The organism is Candidatus Eremiobacteraceae bacterium (assembly GCA_035710745.1).
GTDB lineage: Bacteria > Vulcanimicrobiota > Vulcanimicrobiia > Eremiobacterales > Eremiobacteraceae > JANWLL01.
In genome coordinates this window covers 249,183-264,563 of the sequence record DASTCX010000025.1, presented here as the reverse complement: position 1 = coordinate 264,563, position 15,381 = coordinate 249,183, and the positions used below count along the sequence as shown (strand labels likewise).

Sequence of the window (15,381 nt, the reverse complement as noted above, 5' to 3'; positions counted from 1 at the left end):
GGCGTGGCGCCGCGACTACAACGAGACCCGGCCGCACGCGTCGCTCGGGGACCGGACCCCCGACGAATTCGCCCTCGCGGCGATCACCTCAAAGCGTCCAGTTTGCCCATCATGATTGGGATACGCGCGGGGGCCAGGTCAGGCCACCTAGTTGTGAGATGCGAAGGCGGATGAAGCTATGCATCTAAAGCGCCTGCTTTTCGTATGCGTCCTTGGCACCCTCACTCAAGGGGGCTGCGTAACGCGCACAGGTCCTCCACCAGTACCCAATCCACCGAAGGCAAACGGACTGTGGTGGTCTGGTCTTCCCGCTTCCGAAAAAGATAATTTGGTAATTGGCATGATCAGTGCTTATGCGAATGGAGCAAATGACGGGAGGGTACGCGCCAACTCGTACTTCATGCAAAACGCGGGCTCGGACGCTCAGAAGCTCGGCCTTGGTATTCTGCATCTCTATAGAAATCCAAGTTTCGGTAAGCCGGTCGAGGATTACGTCCAATCGGTAGACCGGTTCTACAAACAGTATCCCGATATCGCCTCCAAAGCCAGTGTTGGTGAGGTGTTGGGGTGCCTCGCCGACGTGCCGATCGGTTCGTGCGCCGGCATCGCGGATTGGTGTCGGCACGGCGGCTATATCACACCAGGAGGGCCGTGAGCGGCGGGTTAGCGCGATATCACGACGAAGCACGGGCGAACATGCCGGAACTCTCCGCAGCCTCGCCGTTCGAGCCGGGCCCGACTTCGATTCCGTCGGGCACAGTCACGTTTCTCTTCACCGACGTCGAAGGCTCGACGAGTCGTTGGGAGCAGCACCACGACTCGATGACGGACGCCATCGCGCGTCACGATGCCCTCCTCCGTTCGGAGATCGAACGCTATGGCGGCTTCGTCTTCAAGACCGTCGGCGACGCGTTCTGCGCGGCGTTCGCCAGGCCGCACCAAGCGCTCCACGCCGCGCTTTCCAGCCAGCGCAGGCTCTCCGATGAAGACTTCACCGCCGTCGGAGGGATCCGCGTACGCATGGGGATCCATCTCGGCACCGCCGTCGAGCGCGACAGCGACTACTTCGGCTCGACGGTGAATCGGGTCGCTCGCATCATGTCGATCGGGCACGGCGGTCAGGTGCTCGTCTCCGACGACGTGCGAAACGCGATCGCCGATGATCTGCCCACCGACGCATCGTTCGTCGACCTCGGCATGCGTCGTCTCAAGGATCTGATGCAGCCGGAGCGCGTTTGGCAGCTGTCGGTTCCGGGCCTCCCGAGCGATTTCGCGCCGCTCAACTCGCTCGAAGCCCGACCGAACAATCTCCCGGTGCAGCTCACGGCTCTGCTCGGCCGCGAGCGCGATCTCGAAGACGTCAAACAATTGCTCGCGGCGCATCCTCTGGTGACGATCGCAGGCGCAGGCGGCGTAGGGAAGACGAGGTTAGCGCTTCAGATCGGAGCCGACACGATCGATCGCTACGCGAACGGTGTTTGGTTCGCCGACCTCGCCTCGATCTCGGACGCGCGTCTCGTTTCGAGCGCCGTCGCGCGGGCGCTCGAAGTGAAGCAGTCCGGCGACTCGATCGAGACTTCGATCGTCGAAGCGCTGAAGCAACGAAGCCTCCTGCTCATCCTTGACAATTGCGAGCACGTGCTCGACGCGGCGGCGACGATCGCCAACGCTATCCTCAAGCAGTGTCCGCAAGTACGAATCCTGACGACTTCGCGGCAGCCGCTAGCCATCGCGGGCGAATACGTGCATCGGCTCCCGTCGCTTTCCGTGCCCGAAGCATCGACGACTCTGTCGGCCGCCATGGCGCGAGATTACGGCGCGGTGGCGCTCTTCGTCGACCGAGCCACCGCGGCGGACAACCGCTTCACGCTGACCGACGATACAGCGCCTGTGGTCGCAGAGATCTGTCGGCGCCTCGATGGCATTCCGCTCGCGATCGAACTCGCCGCATCGCGCATCAAAGTCTTGTCGGTGCCGACGCTCGCTAAACGGCTGGACGAGCGGTTCAAAATCCTCACGGCCGGTAGCCGGACGGCACTGCCACGCCAGAAGACGTTAACGGCACTCATCGATTGGAGCTATGGCCTGCTCGATAAGCATGAGCAGACCTTCTTCAATAGACTAGGCGTTTTCGCCGGCGGCTTCACGATGGAAGCTGCGACGGCAGTGTGCGCTCACGGCGGGATCGACGAAGGGGACGTCCTCGATCTCCTGTCCTCGCTGACGGACAAATCGCTCGTCCTCGCCGACACGTCGAGGGACGGTGAGCGCTTTCGACTGCTTGAATCCACGCGCGCCTACGCGCTCCAGATGCTCGACGGCGACGTCTCACGTCTTGCGATGGAACGACGTCATGCCGAATATTTCCGGAGCATGGCGCTAGCTGCAGACTCCCGTCACCGCAGTGAGCCCACCGAGGCCTGGTTGCCGACCGAGGAGCTCGAGCTCGACAATTTCCGCACGGCGCTCGGTTGGGCGCTGCACGGCGGCCACGATCCGCTCATCGGCGCCGAAATCGCGGCCGCGCTCGGTTCGTTGTGGGTCGCCGTCGGCCTCAATGCGGAAGCGAGAAACTGGATCGCGCTCGCCCTCGACCACGTCAATGTGGACGCGCACCCCCTCATCGTCGCGCGCGTACAGCTGACGCTGTCGACGTTGGTCAACGGCGCCCACAGCTACGAGATGGCGGCGAGCGCACGCGATGTCTTCGAGCGTGCCGGCGATGAGGCGGGCCTCGCAGACGCGCTCTACGCGACGACGTGGCAGCTGACCGAAGCCAGCAAGAACGACGAGGCCCTCGAGGTGATCGAGCGCGCGATCGCGATCTATCGCAAGTCCGGACCGCAGCTTTCGCTCGCGCGCGCTATCGGCATGAAGGCGGTCGTCGCCGAGCATCGAGAGGACTTCGAAACGTCTCGTTCGCTCAACCGAGAGGCGATCGCGATGTTCAAGAGGCTTGGATGCGAACGGTTAGCGGGAGCCGTGCTCTCGAATCTCGGAGCGACGGAATTTCTCGCTAGAAATCACCGCCAGGCGCAGATCTATTTCGATGAGGCGCTTGCGGTGTTCTTGCCGAGGAAGAACATTCGCGACCTGCTCATCGTCTACGTCAACATCGCGATCAACCTCATGTTGCTCGAGGACTTCGTAGGCGCGCGTGACGCGGCACGCAATGCGTTTCAGAACGCGCGCGCGACGCAAGACCCGCTCTACGTCGGCGAAGTCATGTTCCTTCTGGGAAGCGTCGCAGCGCGCGACGGTCGCGTGGATGATGCCGCTCGGATCTACGGCTACGGTCGCCAACAATTCGAGTCGCGCGGCCTTTCCAACAAGATCCAGGTCCATGAGGCCGCGACGAGGCTCTACGACACGCTCGCGGCGTCCTTGGGGCCCGAAGAACTCGATCGGTTTATGGCCGAAGGAGCTGCGTGGCAGCCGGAGCAGGCGGTTGCCGTCGGACAATCCATATGACGACATGAAGCGTTTGATGGATCTAATCGCCGTCGCGCTGCTGGTCGCTTGCGCGACGGTCGTAGGCTGCGGTGACAACGCGCCACGCATGCCGGACGCCGAATCGGGCGGCCCATCACCGGTGTCATCGTCCGTCGCGGCGGCGCTCGTCGAGCAAGCACCGGTGATCGGGAAGACGTCCTTTGGTCCAGGCGTGCACGTGAGCATCTTCAAACCGACGTGGCTCTTCAGCGAGGCGCGCGTCGTCGACGACCGGCTCTACGTGATGTACTACGCCCAAGGGTCCCAAAGGCAACAGATCGCGACCCTCTCGCGAGGCGTGCTTCACCCGGTTCAGCTCGCGCACGATTATTGGGTCCTGTCGTTCGAAAACGACAACCGGCTGATCTCCGCGAAAGGCTCGGGAAGTCAAAGGGATTGGTACGAGCTTCGAGGCGGTCAGGCGATCGCGGTATCGCCGCCCGCTTCACCGGTCTATGGTCTTCCGCATCACGTGCTCGCCGATGGCGACACATGTACCGACGGCATGGCCGGAACCGGAAGCGCGCTCGATGATATCGTTGCGCACCGTCGAGTAAGCATCCTGACGGACGCGGCGATGTCTCACGCGACCAACGGCGTGCTCGAGAAAGCCATCGGCGTCTGGTGCGATCACTTCCATGGCAAGAACTATGCGACGATGGACGTTCCGGGCGTCATTTTTCGGCTCGACGGCAAGAATGTATCGCTCATATCGGCCGGTTGGATCGAAGCGGCGAACGACCACTACATCTTGATCGAGACTCAAAACGTGTTCATCGAGGCTGAGGTCCGTTAAGCTCGAACGTGTAGAGGATGATGTAGCTGCGTTGGATCGGGATACCGTTAAGCGTCGGAGGGCGAAACGTGGACTCGCGAGCCGCGCCGAGTGCCGCGTCGTTGAGAAGCGTGCTGCCGGACGATGACCGGACCGAGGAAGCGAGGAGTCTGCCATTCCAACCAACCGTGATGGCGACGATCACCTGGCCTTGGATGCCGGCCTTGAGCGCGGCTTGCGGGTACGTAGGCGTAACTCTTACCATGTAGTCGGCGTCCTCGATAGGGCCATCGCTCCAGCGCCGAAACGCGAGCACCACGAGTACGAAAACCAATGCTCCCGCCACGCCGAGGAGTCGGAGCAGTCTCGTTTTCTGCGCAGCGGGGAGTTCCAACCCTATACGGCTTCTTGTCGGCCGCCCTGGGCCCCCGTGGATGACCTCACGATCGCCCCCTCGACGCGTGCGAGGCTGGACTAATTGCCCAACCTCGCTCCGACTGTCGAGGCCGACCCCTAGTTGGTTTCCCTGGCCACTTTCTCGCGGGCTCTTTGTTCCGACTTGTCGGCTTGCGCGTCGTTCAGGATCGCTCGAGCCGCGCTTGCATCGCCGGCAGATGCGCGAACGCTGACCATGATCGCGCCGTCTCTTAGCTTCGCCTCGTACTCCTTCGCACGTACCTCAGGGATGCCGGCTCCGACGAGGGCGCCGATGACGCCGCCGCTGACCGCGCCCGCACCAAGTCCGGCAAGCGCCGCCGCGAGAGGTCCGGCCACGAGCGGTGCCGCCGCTCCGCCGGTCGCCACGACCGCTGCGATGCTGCCTGTCGCGGTCAGGCCCGCGACGATCGCTCCCAACGTTCCGCCGACGAGGCCGCCCGCCGTCGCCCCCTCGGAAGCTTTGTTACCCTTTTCCGCCTCGAACTTGCGCACGCGCGTGTCTTCCGTCATCATGACGCCTATGTCGTTGATGCCGTAGCCTGCTTTCTGCAGCTCTTCGACGGCGTCGTCCGCGGCCCCACGGTCGCGGAATAATCCTGTGATCCATTCATCCATGATCGATCCTCCTTACCGCCTTCCTTGGCGGAGCGGGCGCAGGTGGCATCGATGCGGCCATTGCGCTCCGCCAACTGTACCCACAATGGTCGACTCCATGCGTGCTCCCGCTGTTGTATGCTTGGGAGCGACCAGGCATGGGCATACCATTACTGTGTCATCCGCAAGTATCGTCGAGACATCAATGGCTCGCGATAGTCATGCACCAGCTCGGGCTAGGCGACGCGCGCTTGTCCTGCTCAACGACGACGCGAGAAACGTTGCCGCAAAGTCTAGCGACGCGATCGTCGCGCTGCAAGAACTCGGCCTCGACATCGTGCACGCCGTAACCGCGACGCGATCGAGCGTCGCCGCCGCTATTCGAGAACATGCCGATCGCGTCGATCTCGTCATCGCCGGCGGCGGCGATGGAACGCTCAACGCCGTCCTGCAGGGTCTCGTCGGATCGAAGCTGCCGCTCGGGATCTTGCCGCTCGGCACCGCGAACGACTTGGCCAAGACACTTGGCATTCCGGCCGAGCTCCCGCGGGCCTGTGAGGTCATAGGTCAGGGGCACACGCGGCGGATCGACGTCGGCCGGGTCAACGACGTCTACTACTTCAACGAAGCGAGCATCGGCATGAGCGTCGCTCTCTGCCGCCGTCTGACGAAGGAGTCGAAGTCGAGCTTCGGCGTCTTCGCGCTGCTCTTCCATGCCCTACAGATCGTCTTCGCCATGCGGCGCTTCCGTGCGCTCGTCACCCTTCCGTCCGGTGAGGTCATCGCCCAGCGAACGGCTCAGCTCACCGTGGGGAACGGCCAGAACTTCGGTGGATTCGTGGCGACCGACGAAGCCGCCATCGACGACCGCAAACTCGACCTCTACAGCGTACAGCTCAAGGATTGGAAGGACTATCTCGAAGTGTTGACCGCGCTGCTGCGCCGGCAATACGACGACGTCCGCTCCGTCTTCACTCTTCATGGCAAACGTTTCGAGGTCAAGACGGGCAAGCGGATGCGCATCGAGGTCGACGGGGAGATCGTCACGTCGACACCCGCCACGTTCGACATCGTTCCGAGCGCCATCGAGGTTCTCGTCCCAGCGCCCTCGCCGGCCGTTGAAACCGGGGAAGCGTGAGATTCCGCACGCCGCGCCACTTCATCAGACCATTGCGTGTCGTCGCGAACATCACGCGTATCTCGCTCGATTCGCTTCGAAGCGAGGGCGTTCGCGGCATCGTCGTCGATCTCGACAACACGCTCGTCGGCTGGCACCATCTCGAGCCGAGTCCAGAAGTCGCCGATTGGGTGAATCGGGCCCTCGCGGCGGGCTATGCGATGGCGATCGTCTCCAACAACGTTCGCGCGTGGGTGAGCAGCGTCGCGAGCATGCTCGGGGTCGTCACGTTCGTCCACGGAGCGCTCAAGCCGCTGCCCTTCGGGATCTTCCGCGCGGTGAAGAAGCTTCGAGTGGCGCGCAGCGAGATCGTCGTCATCGGCGATCAGCTCTTCGCCGACGTGCTCGGCGCCAAACTGCTCGGCATCCGCGCGATCCTCACCGAGCCGATCGTGACGAAGGAGCATCGCGCGATGAGGTTCGTCCGATCGGCCGAGCGCTTCATGCTCCGAGGCGTCACGCGTGATGAGATATGAAGCGGGCGATCGTCCTGATCGTCGCGCTCATCGCAGTGCTCAGTCTGGCATATTTCGTCTTCACGAGATACCTTCCGAATACGCGGCTCACGTCGCCGCCGCCGATCCCGAACCCGTTCGTCCAGGCACGAGGCACGTTGCCGCGTCCGAAGCACGTCATCATCGTCATCGAGGAGAACAAGTCGCCGTCGAGGATCATCGGCAATGAAGACGCGCCGTACGTCAACTCGCTCGCGGACTCGGGGGCGCTATTCACCAACGCGAACGGCGTCGCGCACCCGAGCCAACCGAACTACCTCGCGCTTTTCACGGGCAACGTCAATTGGAACGGCGACGTCTGCCCCGAACGCGGTATGGACCCGAACTCTCCGACATTAGGTGGTTCACTGCTTCGCGCGCACTTGAGTTTTGCCGGATACTCCGAGGACTTGCCCTCGCGGGGGTTCGCCGGCTGTACGGGCGGCGTGGCGAATCACGGTTATTCACAAAAACATGCGCCGTGGGTCGGTTTTCACGACGTGCCCAGGTCTAGCAATCTTCCTCTGACGCGGCTCCCCGCATATGATGCGTTGCCGACCGTGGCCTTCATCATCCCGGATCTGGCCCACGATATGCACTCGGGAAGCATCGCCGCCGCCGACGATTGGCTGCGCGCGAACATTGGTCCGATCGTCGCTTGGGGCCGCGCGCACGACGCGCTCGTCATCATCACGTGGGACGAAAGCGACCGCGAATTCGACAACACGATACCGACGATCTTCGTCGGAGCGCATGTCAAGCCCGGGAAATACGGCGAGCGCATCGACCACTACCGAGTTCTGCGCACGATCGAGGATATGTACGGCCTTCGCCCGCTCGGCGGTTCGGCCGACGTCAGCCCGATCACGGATTGCTGGCGATAACTGCGACGACGTCAAGCGCGCGGGGATGTGTACGTGTAGACGAGGAGGACGGCGCCGATAAGCGTCGGGATGAGACCTAGCGAGTAGATCGGCGGACCGTGATCTCCGACGATCAGCCAAAGGAAGATCGTGAGACCGATCCCGGCCGCAGCGGTGATGAGGCCGCCGAGCTTGAACGCTTCGCTGCGACGTTTCGAAGCCGCGGTCTCTTGCGCGCGTAGGTACTCGATCGTAGCGGCGGCTCCCGCAGCATCCGATTCGGCCGCTTTCTTGAGCAGCTCGCTGCGATAGTACGTCTCTCGCTCCATGCGCCTCGCATCGGACCACGCGACGATCGAGATCATCGAGAACATGGACGCGGCGCCGACGCTGAGGAAGATCGCGAGTGCCAGGTAATCCATCGGTGGGCCTCCTTCGGACCGGATTCGGCGTTCTGCCCGGTTGGACGCACCAACGCCGGCCGCGGTTGCATTTCTTCGAGTCGCTCGCCGCCGAAGAAACGCAACCGGATGTGCCGTCGCGTCGTCTAATCGGCGAGGGCGCGTGGGTGAACGAATGCGAGGATCGAGCGGACGTCGCAAGGGTTGTCGAGGGCGACGTGTCCGCGTTTGAAGGGATCGTCCGCCGATGGCAAACGCGGCTGGTCGACCTCGCGTATAGGTTCTGTTACGACCGTAGCCTCGCTGAGGAGATGGCGCAAGACGCTTTCGTGCGTGCCTTTCGAGCGATTCGGAAATGGCGCGGAGAATCGACTTTTTCGACCTGGCTGCACGCGGTCGCGCTCAACACGTACCGGTCGACATGTCGCCGGTTGCCGCCCGTCGTGCTGCCTCTCGAGCCGGACGCATCGAGCGCCGCACAGCCCGACGTGGCGATAAGCGTCGAGACGACGGCGCGCGAGCGCATGATAAGAAGAGCCGTCTTGACGCTTCCGTGGATCTACCGCGAGGCGGTCGTCCTCTATTATTTCCACGATCAGGCGGTGGACTCGGCCGCGGCGACGATCGGCGTCCCCGCCGGTACTGTCAAGGCGCGGCTATCGAGGGCGCGAGCGATCCTGCGCGAAAAGCTCCCCGTGTTGTTGCGCGAACCCGAACTCGAGGCGCAAGGCCGATGAAGGACGCCGAACTCGACCGCATCCTATCGCAGAGCGAGCCGATCGTGCCGTCCGACTCGTTCGTCGCATCGGTCATGAGCGCTGTCGCCCGCGAAGGCGCGCCTTCGCCGCTCGCATTCCCATGGCTGCGTGCGCTTCCGGGCTTCATCGGCCTCGCCGCGTCGCTCGGCTCGATCCTCGTTTTCGCTGTTCGCGCCGCGCTCGCGACGGGGGCCTCCACGCCGCCGTTCGTCGCGACGCTCTTCGCGGCGACGCCGTCTTACACGGCGGGTTGGATGCTCATCGCCCTTGGGGTCACGCTCTTCTGTGTGCTTGCGCCACTCCGATTCGCCCGCTACAGCGGACCAACGCTTCTTTAACATTTGACGTAGCTACGGGCGTCATCATTGTCGCGATGTCTCCGCGGTGAGCGCGACAGGGGCGCTTTTCGCGCCTCGCCAAGAGACAGCTCCCTCATCGCCCTTTTCCGGAGGAAGCTCGACTCATGGCCCTCACGATCGGTAGCGAAGCCCCCGACTTCGAAGCGAACACAACGGAAGGCAAGATAAAGTTCCACGACTGGCTCGGCGGTAAGTGGGCCGTGCTGTTCTCGCATCCCAAAGATTTCACGCCCGTGTGCACGACCGAGCTCGGCTACATGGCGAAGATAAAACCCGAGTTCGACAGACGCGACACGAAGATCATCGGATTGAGCGTCGATCCGACCGACGACCACGCAAGGTGGGCGGCCGACATCAAAGAGACGCAAGGTCACGCCCCCAACTATCCGATCATCGGCGACACCGATCTCTCGATCTCCAAGGCGTGGGGCATGCTACCGGCAGATACGCCGGGCTCGTCGCAAGGCCGCACGCCGGCCGACAATCAGACGGTCCGCAACGTCTACATCATCGGCCCGGACAAGAAGATCAAACTCATCCTCGTCTATCCGATGACGACGGGTCGCAACTTCGATGAAGTGCTGCGCGTCCTCGACTCGTTGCAGCTGACGGCGAAGCATAAAGTCGCGACGCCCGTGAACTGGAAGAATGGCGATAACGTCATCATCGCGGGTTCGGTGTCGAACGACGATGCGAAGACGCTCTTCCCGCAAGGCTGGGAATCGCCGAAGCCGTACATCCGGATCGTGCCACAACCTGGGAAATAGTCGGCCTACAATTGGAAAGACCGCGGCGGTCGAGATAAATCTCGACCGCTCCCTTTTCTTATGCGAAGTCGCGAAGGGTTAGACTTTTAGCTCGACTTTTTCGAGGGCTTTGGTCGTCGGCACGACGTGATGATCGAGCCGCAGCTCTTCGGGGCTGAAGCCGAAAGCCAACCCGAGCAGCTGCGGCAAGTGGAAGATCGGCACGTCGATCGTCTGCTTCATGACGCGTGCAGCGTCGGGCTGCTGCGCGTCGAGGTTGAGATGGCACAGCGGGCAAGGCGTCACCAGCAGATCGGCGCCCTTGCTTTTGGCCTCCATGATATGATTGCCGCCCATCATCAGGGCCTTGTCGCGGTTCATCGTCACCATCGGGAAGCCGCAGCATTTCGACTTGCCGTGATACTCGACCGGCTCGCCGCCGATGATCGAGATGATCTGCTCGAGATAGTTCTTGCGCTCGGGCTTCTCACGAAGCCCTAAGTACTCTTCCGGTCGTAAGATGTAGCATCCGTAGAACGGCGCGATCTTCAAACCCGTCAGCTTGCGCTTGACCAGCGAGCGTATCTTGTCAAGACCGATGTCCTCGACGAGGATCCACAGCAAGTGCTTGACCTTCGTCGTGCCCTTATACGTGTAGCCTTGTTCCGAGAGCACCGCGTTCGCGCGTTCCATACGTTCGGGCTTGTGGGTCAGCTGATAGTTATGGTTGCTGAGCACGCCTTGGCACGTGCTGCAGATCGTCATGAGATCCGCACCGAGCTTCTCCGCCATCGCGAGCGTCAGCCCGTTGAGCGAATCCGCCAGCGCCGGATTCTGCTCGCTCAAAACACCGGCGCCGGTGCACGGCGCTTCGGTGAGCTCGTGGAGCTCGATTCCGAGGGCCTCGGCGACCTTGTGCGTCGAGACGTAGAGCTCGGGGCAGGCGCCTTTCGAGACGCAGCCTGGCCAGAATGCGACCTTCATCGTGTTGCCATCCTCATGTCAGCGGACCGCCCACTTTTTTGAAGATCGCCTTGACGCGAGTGACGCCCGGGATCTTATGGTGGATGATCGGGGGCAATTTGCCTGCGCGCAGCAGGTTGAACGCGCTGGGCAGCGATTGCAGCTGCGCCTTTATGTTGAACAGGCCGAGCGACTTCGGCATGAGCGTCAGCTCGTTGAGACGACCGCTGTCGCGGACCGACTCCGCGAACGCGAGCGCGTGCCGCGTGCCCGCGTTGTTCGTATAGCCTGCAGCGACCGACATCTGACGGATCTTCAATATCTGTTCGAGCGGCGCGACGCCCTTCGGACACACGTGGACGCACTCGTAGCAGTGCGTGCAATCCCACACGCCGTTCGGATCGCTGTACTCCTTGAGCCGTTCCTGCTGCATCGAGTCGCGCGGGTCGTTCGCATACCGGTAGGCGCGTGCGAGCGCGTGCGGGCCGAGGAACTTGTCGTTGACGGCGTACGACTCGCAGTCCATGAGGCACGCGCCGCACGAGATGCAGCTGACCTCTTGCACGAGCTCGTCCATCGCCTCGTTAGGTACGCGGTACTCCTCATCCGGAGAGACTGGTTTGCCTTCGAGCCACGGCTTGACCGAACGCATCTTTTCCATGAAAGGGCCCATGTCCCAAACGAGGTCGCGGACGGGCATCATCGACGGCGGCGCTTCGACGCGCACGGCGCCGTTCTCGATGACGTCTTTCATCTTCGTCGTGCACGCGAGCTTCGCGTGGCCGTTGATCCACATCGCGCACGACCCACAGATCGCGCAGCGGCACGAGCAGCGCACGACGAGCGATTCGTCGACGTGCTCGCGGATGTGGATGAGGCCGTCGAGGACCATCGCCTCATCATGCAAGTCGATCTCGAACGTCTGATACGTCTTACGCGGTTTGTCGGCGTACGGCGGCGGATATGGCGCACCGAGCTCACCGTCCAGCTTCCTGTCCGGTGCGTATCGACCGACGACCATCTTCACATGCATGTGCGGATCCGTCCCTTTAGTACGTGCGTTCCATCGGCTGCCACTTCGTGATCGTCACCGGCAGGTACGATATCTTCGGGTCGGCGCCAGGCGTCTGCGTCACGAGGATGTGCTTGAGCCAGTTCGCGTCGTCGCGCTTCGGGTAGTCGCTGCGCGCCTGCGCACCGCGGCTTTCTTTTCGCTCGATCGCCGACATGATCGTCGCTTCGGCGCAGTCGATCATGTAGTCGAGCTCGAGCGCGAAGAGCAAAGCTTGGTTGTAGATGCGGCCTTTGTCTTGGACGCTCACAGATCGGGCGCGAGTCCGGATCGCGCGGACCTTCGCGAGCGCATCCTCCAGCCCAGCCTCGTCGCGGTAGACGCCGACCTTCTCGTCCATGAGCGTGCCGAGTTCCAATCGCAAGCGCGCGTGCGTCTCGCCTTTGTACGGCCGGTCGAGGAGCGCTTGGATGCGCTGCTGCTCCGACTTGAGGAATTCTTCACCGGTCGTGAGCGGCTTGACGCTCTTCACGTAATCGGCGCTGTGCGCGCCGGCGCGCCGTCCGAAGACGAGCGTGTCGAGCAGCGAGTTCGCGCCGAGGCGGTTGCCGCCGTGGACGCTCACGCACGCGCACTCGCCGGCCGCGTAGAGTCCCGCCAGCGGCGTCGCGCCGTCGGGGTCGGTCTTCACGCCGCCCATGATGTAATGCATGCCCGGCCGGATCGGGATCGGCACCTCGACCATGTCGAGGCCGAGGAAATTGAGCGCGATCTCGTGGATCTGCGGCAGCTTCTTATGGATCAGCTCCGCGCCGAGGTGGCGCAGATCGAGGAAGACGCACCCGTCGACGCCGCGGCCCTCAGCCAGTTCGATCGTCTCCGACCGCGACACGACGTCGCGCGATGCGAGCTCCATCATCTTCGGCGCGTAGCGCTGCATGAAGCGCTCGCCGTCTTTGTTCGTCAGGTACGCGCCTTCGCCGCGCGCGCCTTCGGTCATGAGGAAGCCCGTGCCCTTGAGCGTGGTCGGATGGTATTGGACCATCTCCATGTCCATGAGCGGTGCGCCGGCGCGATAGGCGAGCGCGTGTCCGTCGCCCGTGCAGATGAGCGCGTTCGTGCTCGGTTCGTACACGCGGCCCATGCCGCCCGCGGCGAGAATGACTGCCTTGGCGCGTAATAGATGAAGCTCGCCGCGCAGCATGTCGATCGCGACCGCGCCTCGGCACGTGCCGTCGGGCACGTAGAGCGCCGTGGCGAACCACTCGTCGTGGGTCTTGACGCCTTCCTTGAGGATCGTGTCGTAGAGCGCGTTGAGGAGCGCTTGGCCGGTGATGTCGGCGACGAAGTACGTCCGCGCCTTGCTCGCACCGCCGAACGCCCGCGTGCCGAGCTTCCCGTCGGGTCCGCGGAAGAAGACGACGCCCATGTGCTCCATCTCGATGAGGTCCCGCGGGGCCTCACGGCACATGATCTCGACGGCATCCTGGTCGGCGAGGTAATCGCTGCCCTTGATCGTGTCGAACGCGTGGATCTCCCACGAATCGCCCGGATCGAGCGCGGCGTTGATGCCGCCTTCGGCCGCGCCGCTGTGACTGCGCAGCGGATGCACTTTCGAGATGACGCCGACGCTCGCGCCGCGCCGCTTCGCTTCAAGCGCAGCGCGCATGCCGGCGAGCCCGGCGCCGAGCACCAAAACGTCGTAGTCGATTATCATCTTGTCTACGGTCCTCGCCTTCGCGCGACCGCCACCGGTCGTGCGGCGCTCGTCATGTTCGCATGCGCCGCCGTCGAATTCCCACTAGAAACGCCGTGCGGACCGAGTCAAATCTGCGAGAAACGGCACATGACGGGCTCGTCCGGACCTTGAATGGCAGTTCGACGCCCGCCGAGAATGGCGGGTCCCCGCCTACGCCAACCTCGCGAGGAGAACGTCGTGGCCCGAATCCGTCCGCTCGAACGCGAAGAAGCGCCGGCCGACTCGCGGGCCGAATTCGACAAGCAGGTCCGCGAACACGGTCGCATGACGAACATGAAGCGGACGCTCGCACATTCGTGGCCCGCGCTTCGTGCGCTCATGGAATGGTATCCGCTCCGCGATGAAGTCGTCGCGTTCCTCGGCGCAAAGCTCGCCGATCTCTTTTCGCATGCGATCTCATCGCAGACCGACTGTCTCATCTGTTCGACGTTTTTCAGACGGATATTCATCGAGGCCGGCGAGAACCCGGATCGCTTCGAGCTCGACGACTGGTCGAAGACGATCGTCGAGTTCGGCCGTACGATCGCTCGCGATCCGCACGAAGTCTCCGACGAGCTCTTCGAGCGCCTCAAGTCGCGCTTGAACGACGAGCAGATCGTCGTCCTCACCGCCTTCGGTTCGCTCATGCTGGCGACGAACGTCTTCAACGACGCGCTGCGCGTCGATCTCGACGAATATTTGAAGCCTTTTGCGAAGGACGCCGTGAAGTGACCGGCGCGAAGGAGTTCGCCGGCCAAACCGCCTTCATCACCGGCGCGGCGCACGGGCAAGGAAGGGCGGTGGCGCTCGCGTTCGCCCGAGCGGGAGCGAACGTGCTCGCGCTCGATGTCGCGCGCCAACTCAGCAACCCCGGCTATCCGCTCGGTACCCAGGCGGACCTCGACGCGCTCGTGCGCGAAACTGAGGCGTTCGGAGTCGACTGCATCGCTGTCGCCGCCGACGTGCGCGACGAAGGCGCGGTGCATGATGCCTCCGAGCGCGCGCTTCGCGCGTGGGGACGGATCGACGTGCTCTTCAACAATGCGGGGATCTGCGCGTACGGCCTCGTGCACGAACTGACCGAGTCGGAGTGGGATGCGATGCTCGACATCAACCTCAAAGGCTGCTGGTTGGTCGCAAAGCATGTCGTTCCGTCGATGATCGAGCGGCGCAGCGGCGTCATCATCAACAACTCGTCGATCGCCGGCTTGCGCGGCATGAATCGGCTGAGCCACTACGCCGCTTCGAAGTGGGGGCTCACCGGCTTGACGAAATCGATGGCGATCGAGCTCGCGCCCTACGGGATCCGCGTCAACTCGATCCATCCGACGGGCGTCGACACGCCGATGAACGACGGTCTCGCAGCGCTCGAGGGGCTCACGCCGCGAGCCGTTGCCGAACGCTCGGCCGGCAATTTGCTCGACGTTCCCTGGATCGAGACGCGCGACGTCGCAGAAGCAGTGCTGTTCCTCACGTCGGACCGGGCGCGGTACATCACCGGCGCGCAGATCGTCATAGACGCAGGTCTCCTCACCCGCTGACAGGCGCACCCTCACTCTACTAGAGCATTC

The 15,381-nt window shown here is 63.2% G+C and carries 17 protein-coding genes and 1 pseudogene; 12 read left to right on the top strand and 6 right to left on the bottom strand.

What is annotated here, in order from left to right:
- From VFO25_10860 to VFO25_10845, 4 genes and pseudogenes are all read left to right on the top strand, one after another.
- Positions 1–91, top strand: a pseudogene (locus VFO25_10860) (integrase core domain-containing protein).
- Positions 92–328: 237 nt separating this feature from the next.
- The gene (locus VFO25_10855; GenBank protein ID HET9343402.1) at positions 329–655 is read left to right on the top strand and encodes a hypothetical protein; all 327 of its coding nucleotides are present in this window, start codon (positions 329–331) and stop codon (positions 653–655) included.
- Positions 656–696: 41 nt separating this feature from the next.
- Positions 697–3,471: an adenylate/guanylate cyclase domain-containing protein gene (locus VFO25_10850; protein HET9343401.1), complete on the top strand. Its 2,775-nt coding sequence runs from the start codon at positions 697–699 to the stop codon at positions 3,469–3,471.
- 4 nt (positions 3,472–3,475) lie between these two features.
- Complete coding sequence (locus VFO25_10845) at positions 3,476–4,288, top strand: hypothetical protein (GenBank protein HET9343400.1); 813 nt, start codon at positions 3,476–3,478, stop codon at positions 4,286–4,288.
- Here VFO25_10845 and VFO25_10840 read toward each other — a convergent pair.
- Positions 4,266–4,532, bottom strand: a complete 267-nt coding sequence (locus tag VFO25_10840; GenBank protein ID HET9343399.1) for an energy transducer TonB — start codon at positions 4,530–4,532, stop codon at positions 4,266–4,268. The two genes, VFO25_10845 and VFO25_10840, sit on opposite strands and share 23 nt — an antisense overlap.
- 248 nt (positions 4,533–4,780) lie before the next feature.
- Entirely contained in the window at positions 4,781–5,320 is a 540-nt protein-coding gene (locus VFO25_10835) for a hypothetical protein (GenBank protein HET9343398.1), read from the bottom strand.
- 184 nt (positions 5,321–5,504) lie between these two features.
- Between VFO25_10835 and VFO25_10830 the strand changes: the two genes are divergently transcribed.
- From VFO25_10830 to VFO25_10820, 3 genes are read left to right on the top strand one after another with little or no spacing between them, the layout of a single operon-like run.
- Entirely contained in the window at positions 5,505–6,437 is a 933-nt protein-coding gene (locus VFO25_10830) for a lipid kinase (GenBank protein ID HET9343397.1), read from the top strand.
- Positions 6,434–6,952: a YqeG family HAD IIIA-type phosphatase gene (locus tag VFO25_10825; GenBank protein HET9343396.1), complete on the top strand. Its 519-nt coding sequence runs from the start codon at positions 6,434–6,436 to the stop codon at positions 6,950–6,952. Before VFO25_10830 ends, VFO25_10825 begins: the two co-directional genes overlap by 4 nt.
- Positions 6,949–7,854 carry an alkaline phosphatase family protein gene (locus tag VFO25_10820; protein ID HET9343395.1) on the top strand — a complete coding sequence of 302 codons (906 nt, stop codon included), beginning with the start codon at positions 6,949–6,951 and terminating at the stop codon, positions 7,852–7,854. The genes VFO25_10825 and VFO25_10820 overlap by 4 nt, the downstream gene beginning before the upstream one ends.
- 11 nt (positions 7,855–7,865) lie before the next feature.
- On the opposite strand, the gene VFO25_10815 is transcribed toward VFO25_10820, so the two are convergent.
- A complete protein-coding gene (locus VFO25_10815) occupies positions 7,866–8,255 on the bottom strand; it encodes a hypothetical protein (GenBank protein ID HET9343394.1) in 390 nt (129 codons plus the stop codon).
- 2 nt (positions 8,256–8,257) lie between these two features.
- Here VFO25_10815 and VFO25_10810 point away from each other — a divergent pair, with 2 nt between their 5' ends.
- The 3 genes from VFO25_10810 (at position 8,258) to VFO25_10800 (ending at position 10,118) form a co-directional block, all read left to right on the top strand.
- Positions 8,258–8,971, top strand: a complete 714-nt coding sequence (locus VFO25_10810; GenBank protein ID HET9343393.1) for an RNA polymerase sigma factor — start codon at positions 8,258–8,260, stop codon at positions 8,969–8,971.
- A complete protein-coding gene (locus VFO25_10805) occupies positions 8,968–9,330 on the top strand; it encodes a hypothetical protein (protein ID HET9343392.1) in 363 nt (120 codons plus the stop codon). The genes VFO25_10810 and VFO25_10805 overlap by 4 nt, the downstream gene beginning before the upstream one ends.
- Before the next feature lie 125 nt (positions 9,331–9,455).
- Complete coding sequence (locus VFO25_10800; GenBank protein ID HET9343391.1) at positions 9,456–10,118, top strand: peroxiredoxin; 663 nt, start codon at positions 9,456–9,458, stop codon at positions 10,116–10,118.
- 78 nt (positions 10,119–10,196) lie between these two features.
- Here VFO25_10800 and VFO25_10795 read toward each other — a convergent pair whose 3' ends face one another.
- From VFO25_10795 to VFO25_10785, 3 genes are read right to left on the bottom strand one after another with little or no spacing between them, the layout of a single operon-like run.
- A complete protein-coding gene (locus tag VFO25_10795; protein ID HET9343390.1) occupies positions 10,197–11,081 on the bottom strand; it encodes a CoB--CoM heterodisulfide reductase iron-sulfur subunit B family protein in 885 nt (294 codons plus the stop codon).
- A gap of 13 nt (positions 11,082–11,094) precedes the next feature.
- Positions 11,095–12,093, bottom strand: a complete 999-nt coding sequence (locus VFO25_10790; GenBank protein HET9343389.1) for a succinate dehydrogenase/fumarate reductase iron-sulfur subunit — start codon at positions 12,091–12,093, stop codon at positions 11,095–11,097.
- 16 nt (positions 12,094–12,109) lie between these two features.
- Complete coding sequence (locus VFO25_10785; protein HET9343388.1) at positions 12,110–13,789, bottom strand: FAD-binding protein; 1,680 nt, start codon at positions 13,787–13,789, stop codon at positions 12,110–12,112.
- 219 nt (positions 13,790–14,008) lie between these two features.
- On the opposite strand from VFO25_10785, the gene VFO25_10780 reads away from it, so the two are divergent.
- Together VFO25_10780 and VFO25_10775 are read left to right on the top strand one after the other, a co-directional pair.
- Positions 14,009–14,542, top strand: coding sequence for a hypothetical protein (locus tag VFO25_10780; GenBank protein ID HET9343387.1), 534 nt, complete (start codon positions 14,009–14,011; stop codon positions 14,540–14,542).
- Positions 14,539–15,351, top strand: coding sequence for a mycofactocin-coupled SDR family oxidoreductase (locus VFO25_10775; GenBank protein HET9343386.1), 813 nt, complete (start codon positions 14,539–14,541; stop codon positions 15,349–15,351). The genes VFO25_10780 and VFO25_10775 overlap by 4 nt, the downstream gene beginning before the upstream one ends.
- Positions 15,352–15,381: the final 30 nt, after the last annotated feature.

Bases quoted from the DNA above. Each gene is read 5' to 3' on its own strand.
- VFO25_10850 (HET9343401.1), top strand. From the start codon at position 697: ATGCCGGAACTCTCCGCAGCCTCGCCGTTCGAGCCGGGCCCGACTTCG.
- VFO25_10845 (HET9343400.1), top strand. From the start codon at position 3,476: ATGAAGCGTTTGATGGATCTAATCGCCGTCGCGCTGCTGGTCGCTTGC.
- VFO25_10840 (HET9343399.1), bottom strand. From the start codon at position 4,532: ATGGTAAGAGTTACGCCTACGTACCCGCAAGCCGCGCTCAAGGCCGGC.
- VFO25_10835 (HET9343398.1), bottom strand. From the start codon at position 5,320: ATGGATGAATGGATCACAGGATTATTCCGCGACCGTGGGGCCGCGGAC.
- VFO25_10830 (HET9343397.1), top strand. From the start codon at position 5,505: ATGGCTCGCGATAGTCATGCACCAGCTCGGGCTAGGCGACGCGCGCTT.
- VFO25_10820 (HET9343395.1), top strand. From the start codon at position 6,949: ATGAAGCGGGCGATCGTCCTGATCGTCGCGCTCATCGCAGTGCTCAGT.
- VFO25_10815 (HET9343394.1), bottom strand. From the start codon at position 8,255: ATGGATTACCTGGCACTCGCGATCTTCCTCAGCGTCGGCGCCGCGTCC.
- VFO25_10805 (HET9343392.1), top strand. From the start codon at position 8,968: ATGAAGGACGCCGAACTCGACCGCATCCTATCGCAGAGCGAGCCGATC.
- VFO25_10800 (HET9343391.1), top strand. From the start codon at position 9,456: ATGGCCCTCACGATCGGTAGCGAAGCCCCCGACTTCGAAGCGAACACA.
- VFO25_10795 (HET9343390.1), bottom strand. From the start codon at position 11,081: ATGAAGGTCGCATTCTGGCCAGGCTGCGTCTCGAAAGGCGCCTGCCCC.
- VFO25_10790 (HET9343389.1), bottom strand. From the start codon at position 12,093: ATGCATGTGAAGATGGTCGTCGGTCGATACGCACCGGACAGGAAGCTG.
- VFO25_10785 (HET9343388.1), bottom strand. From the start codon at position 13,789: ATGATAATCGACTACGACGTTTTGGTGCTCGGCGCCGGGCTCGCCGGC.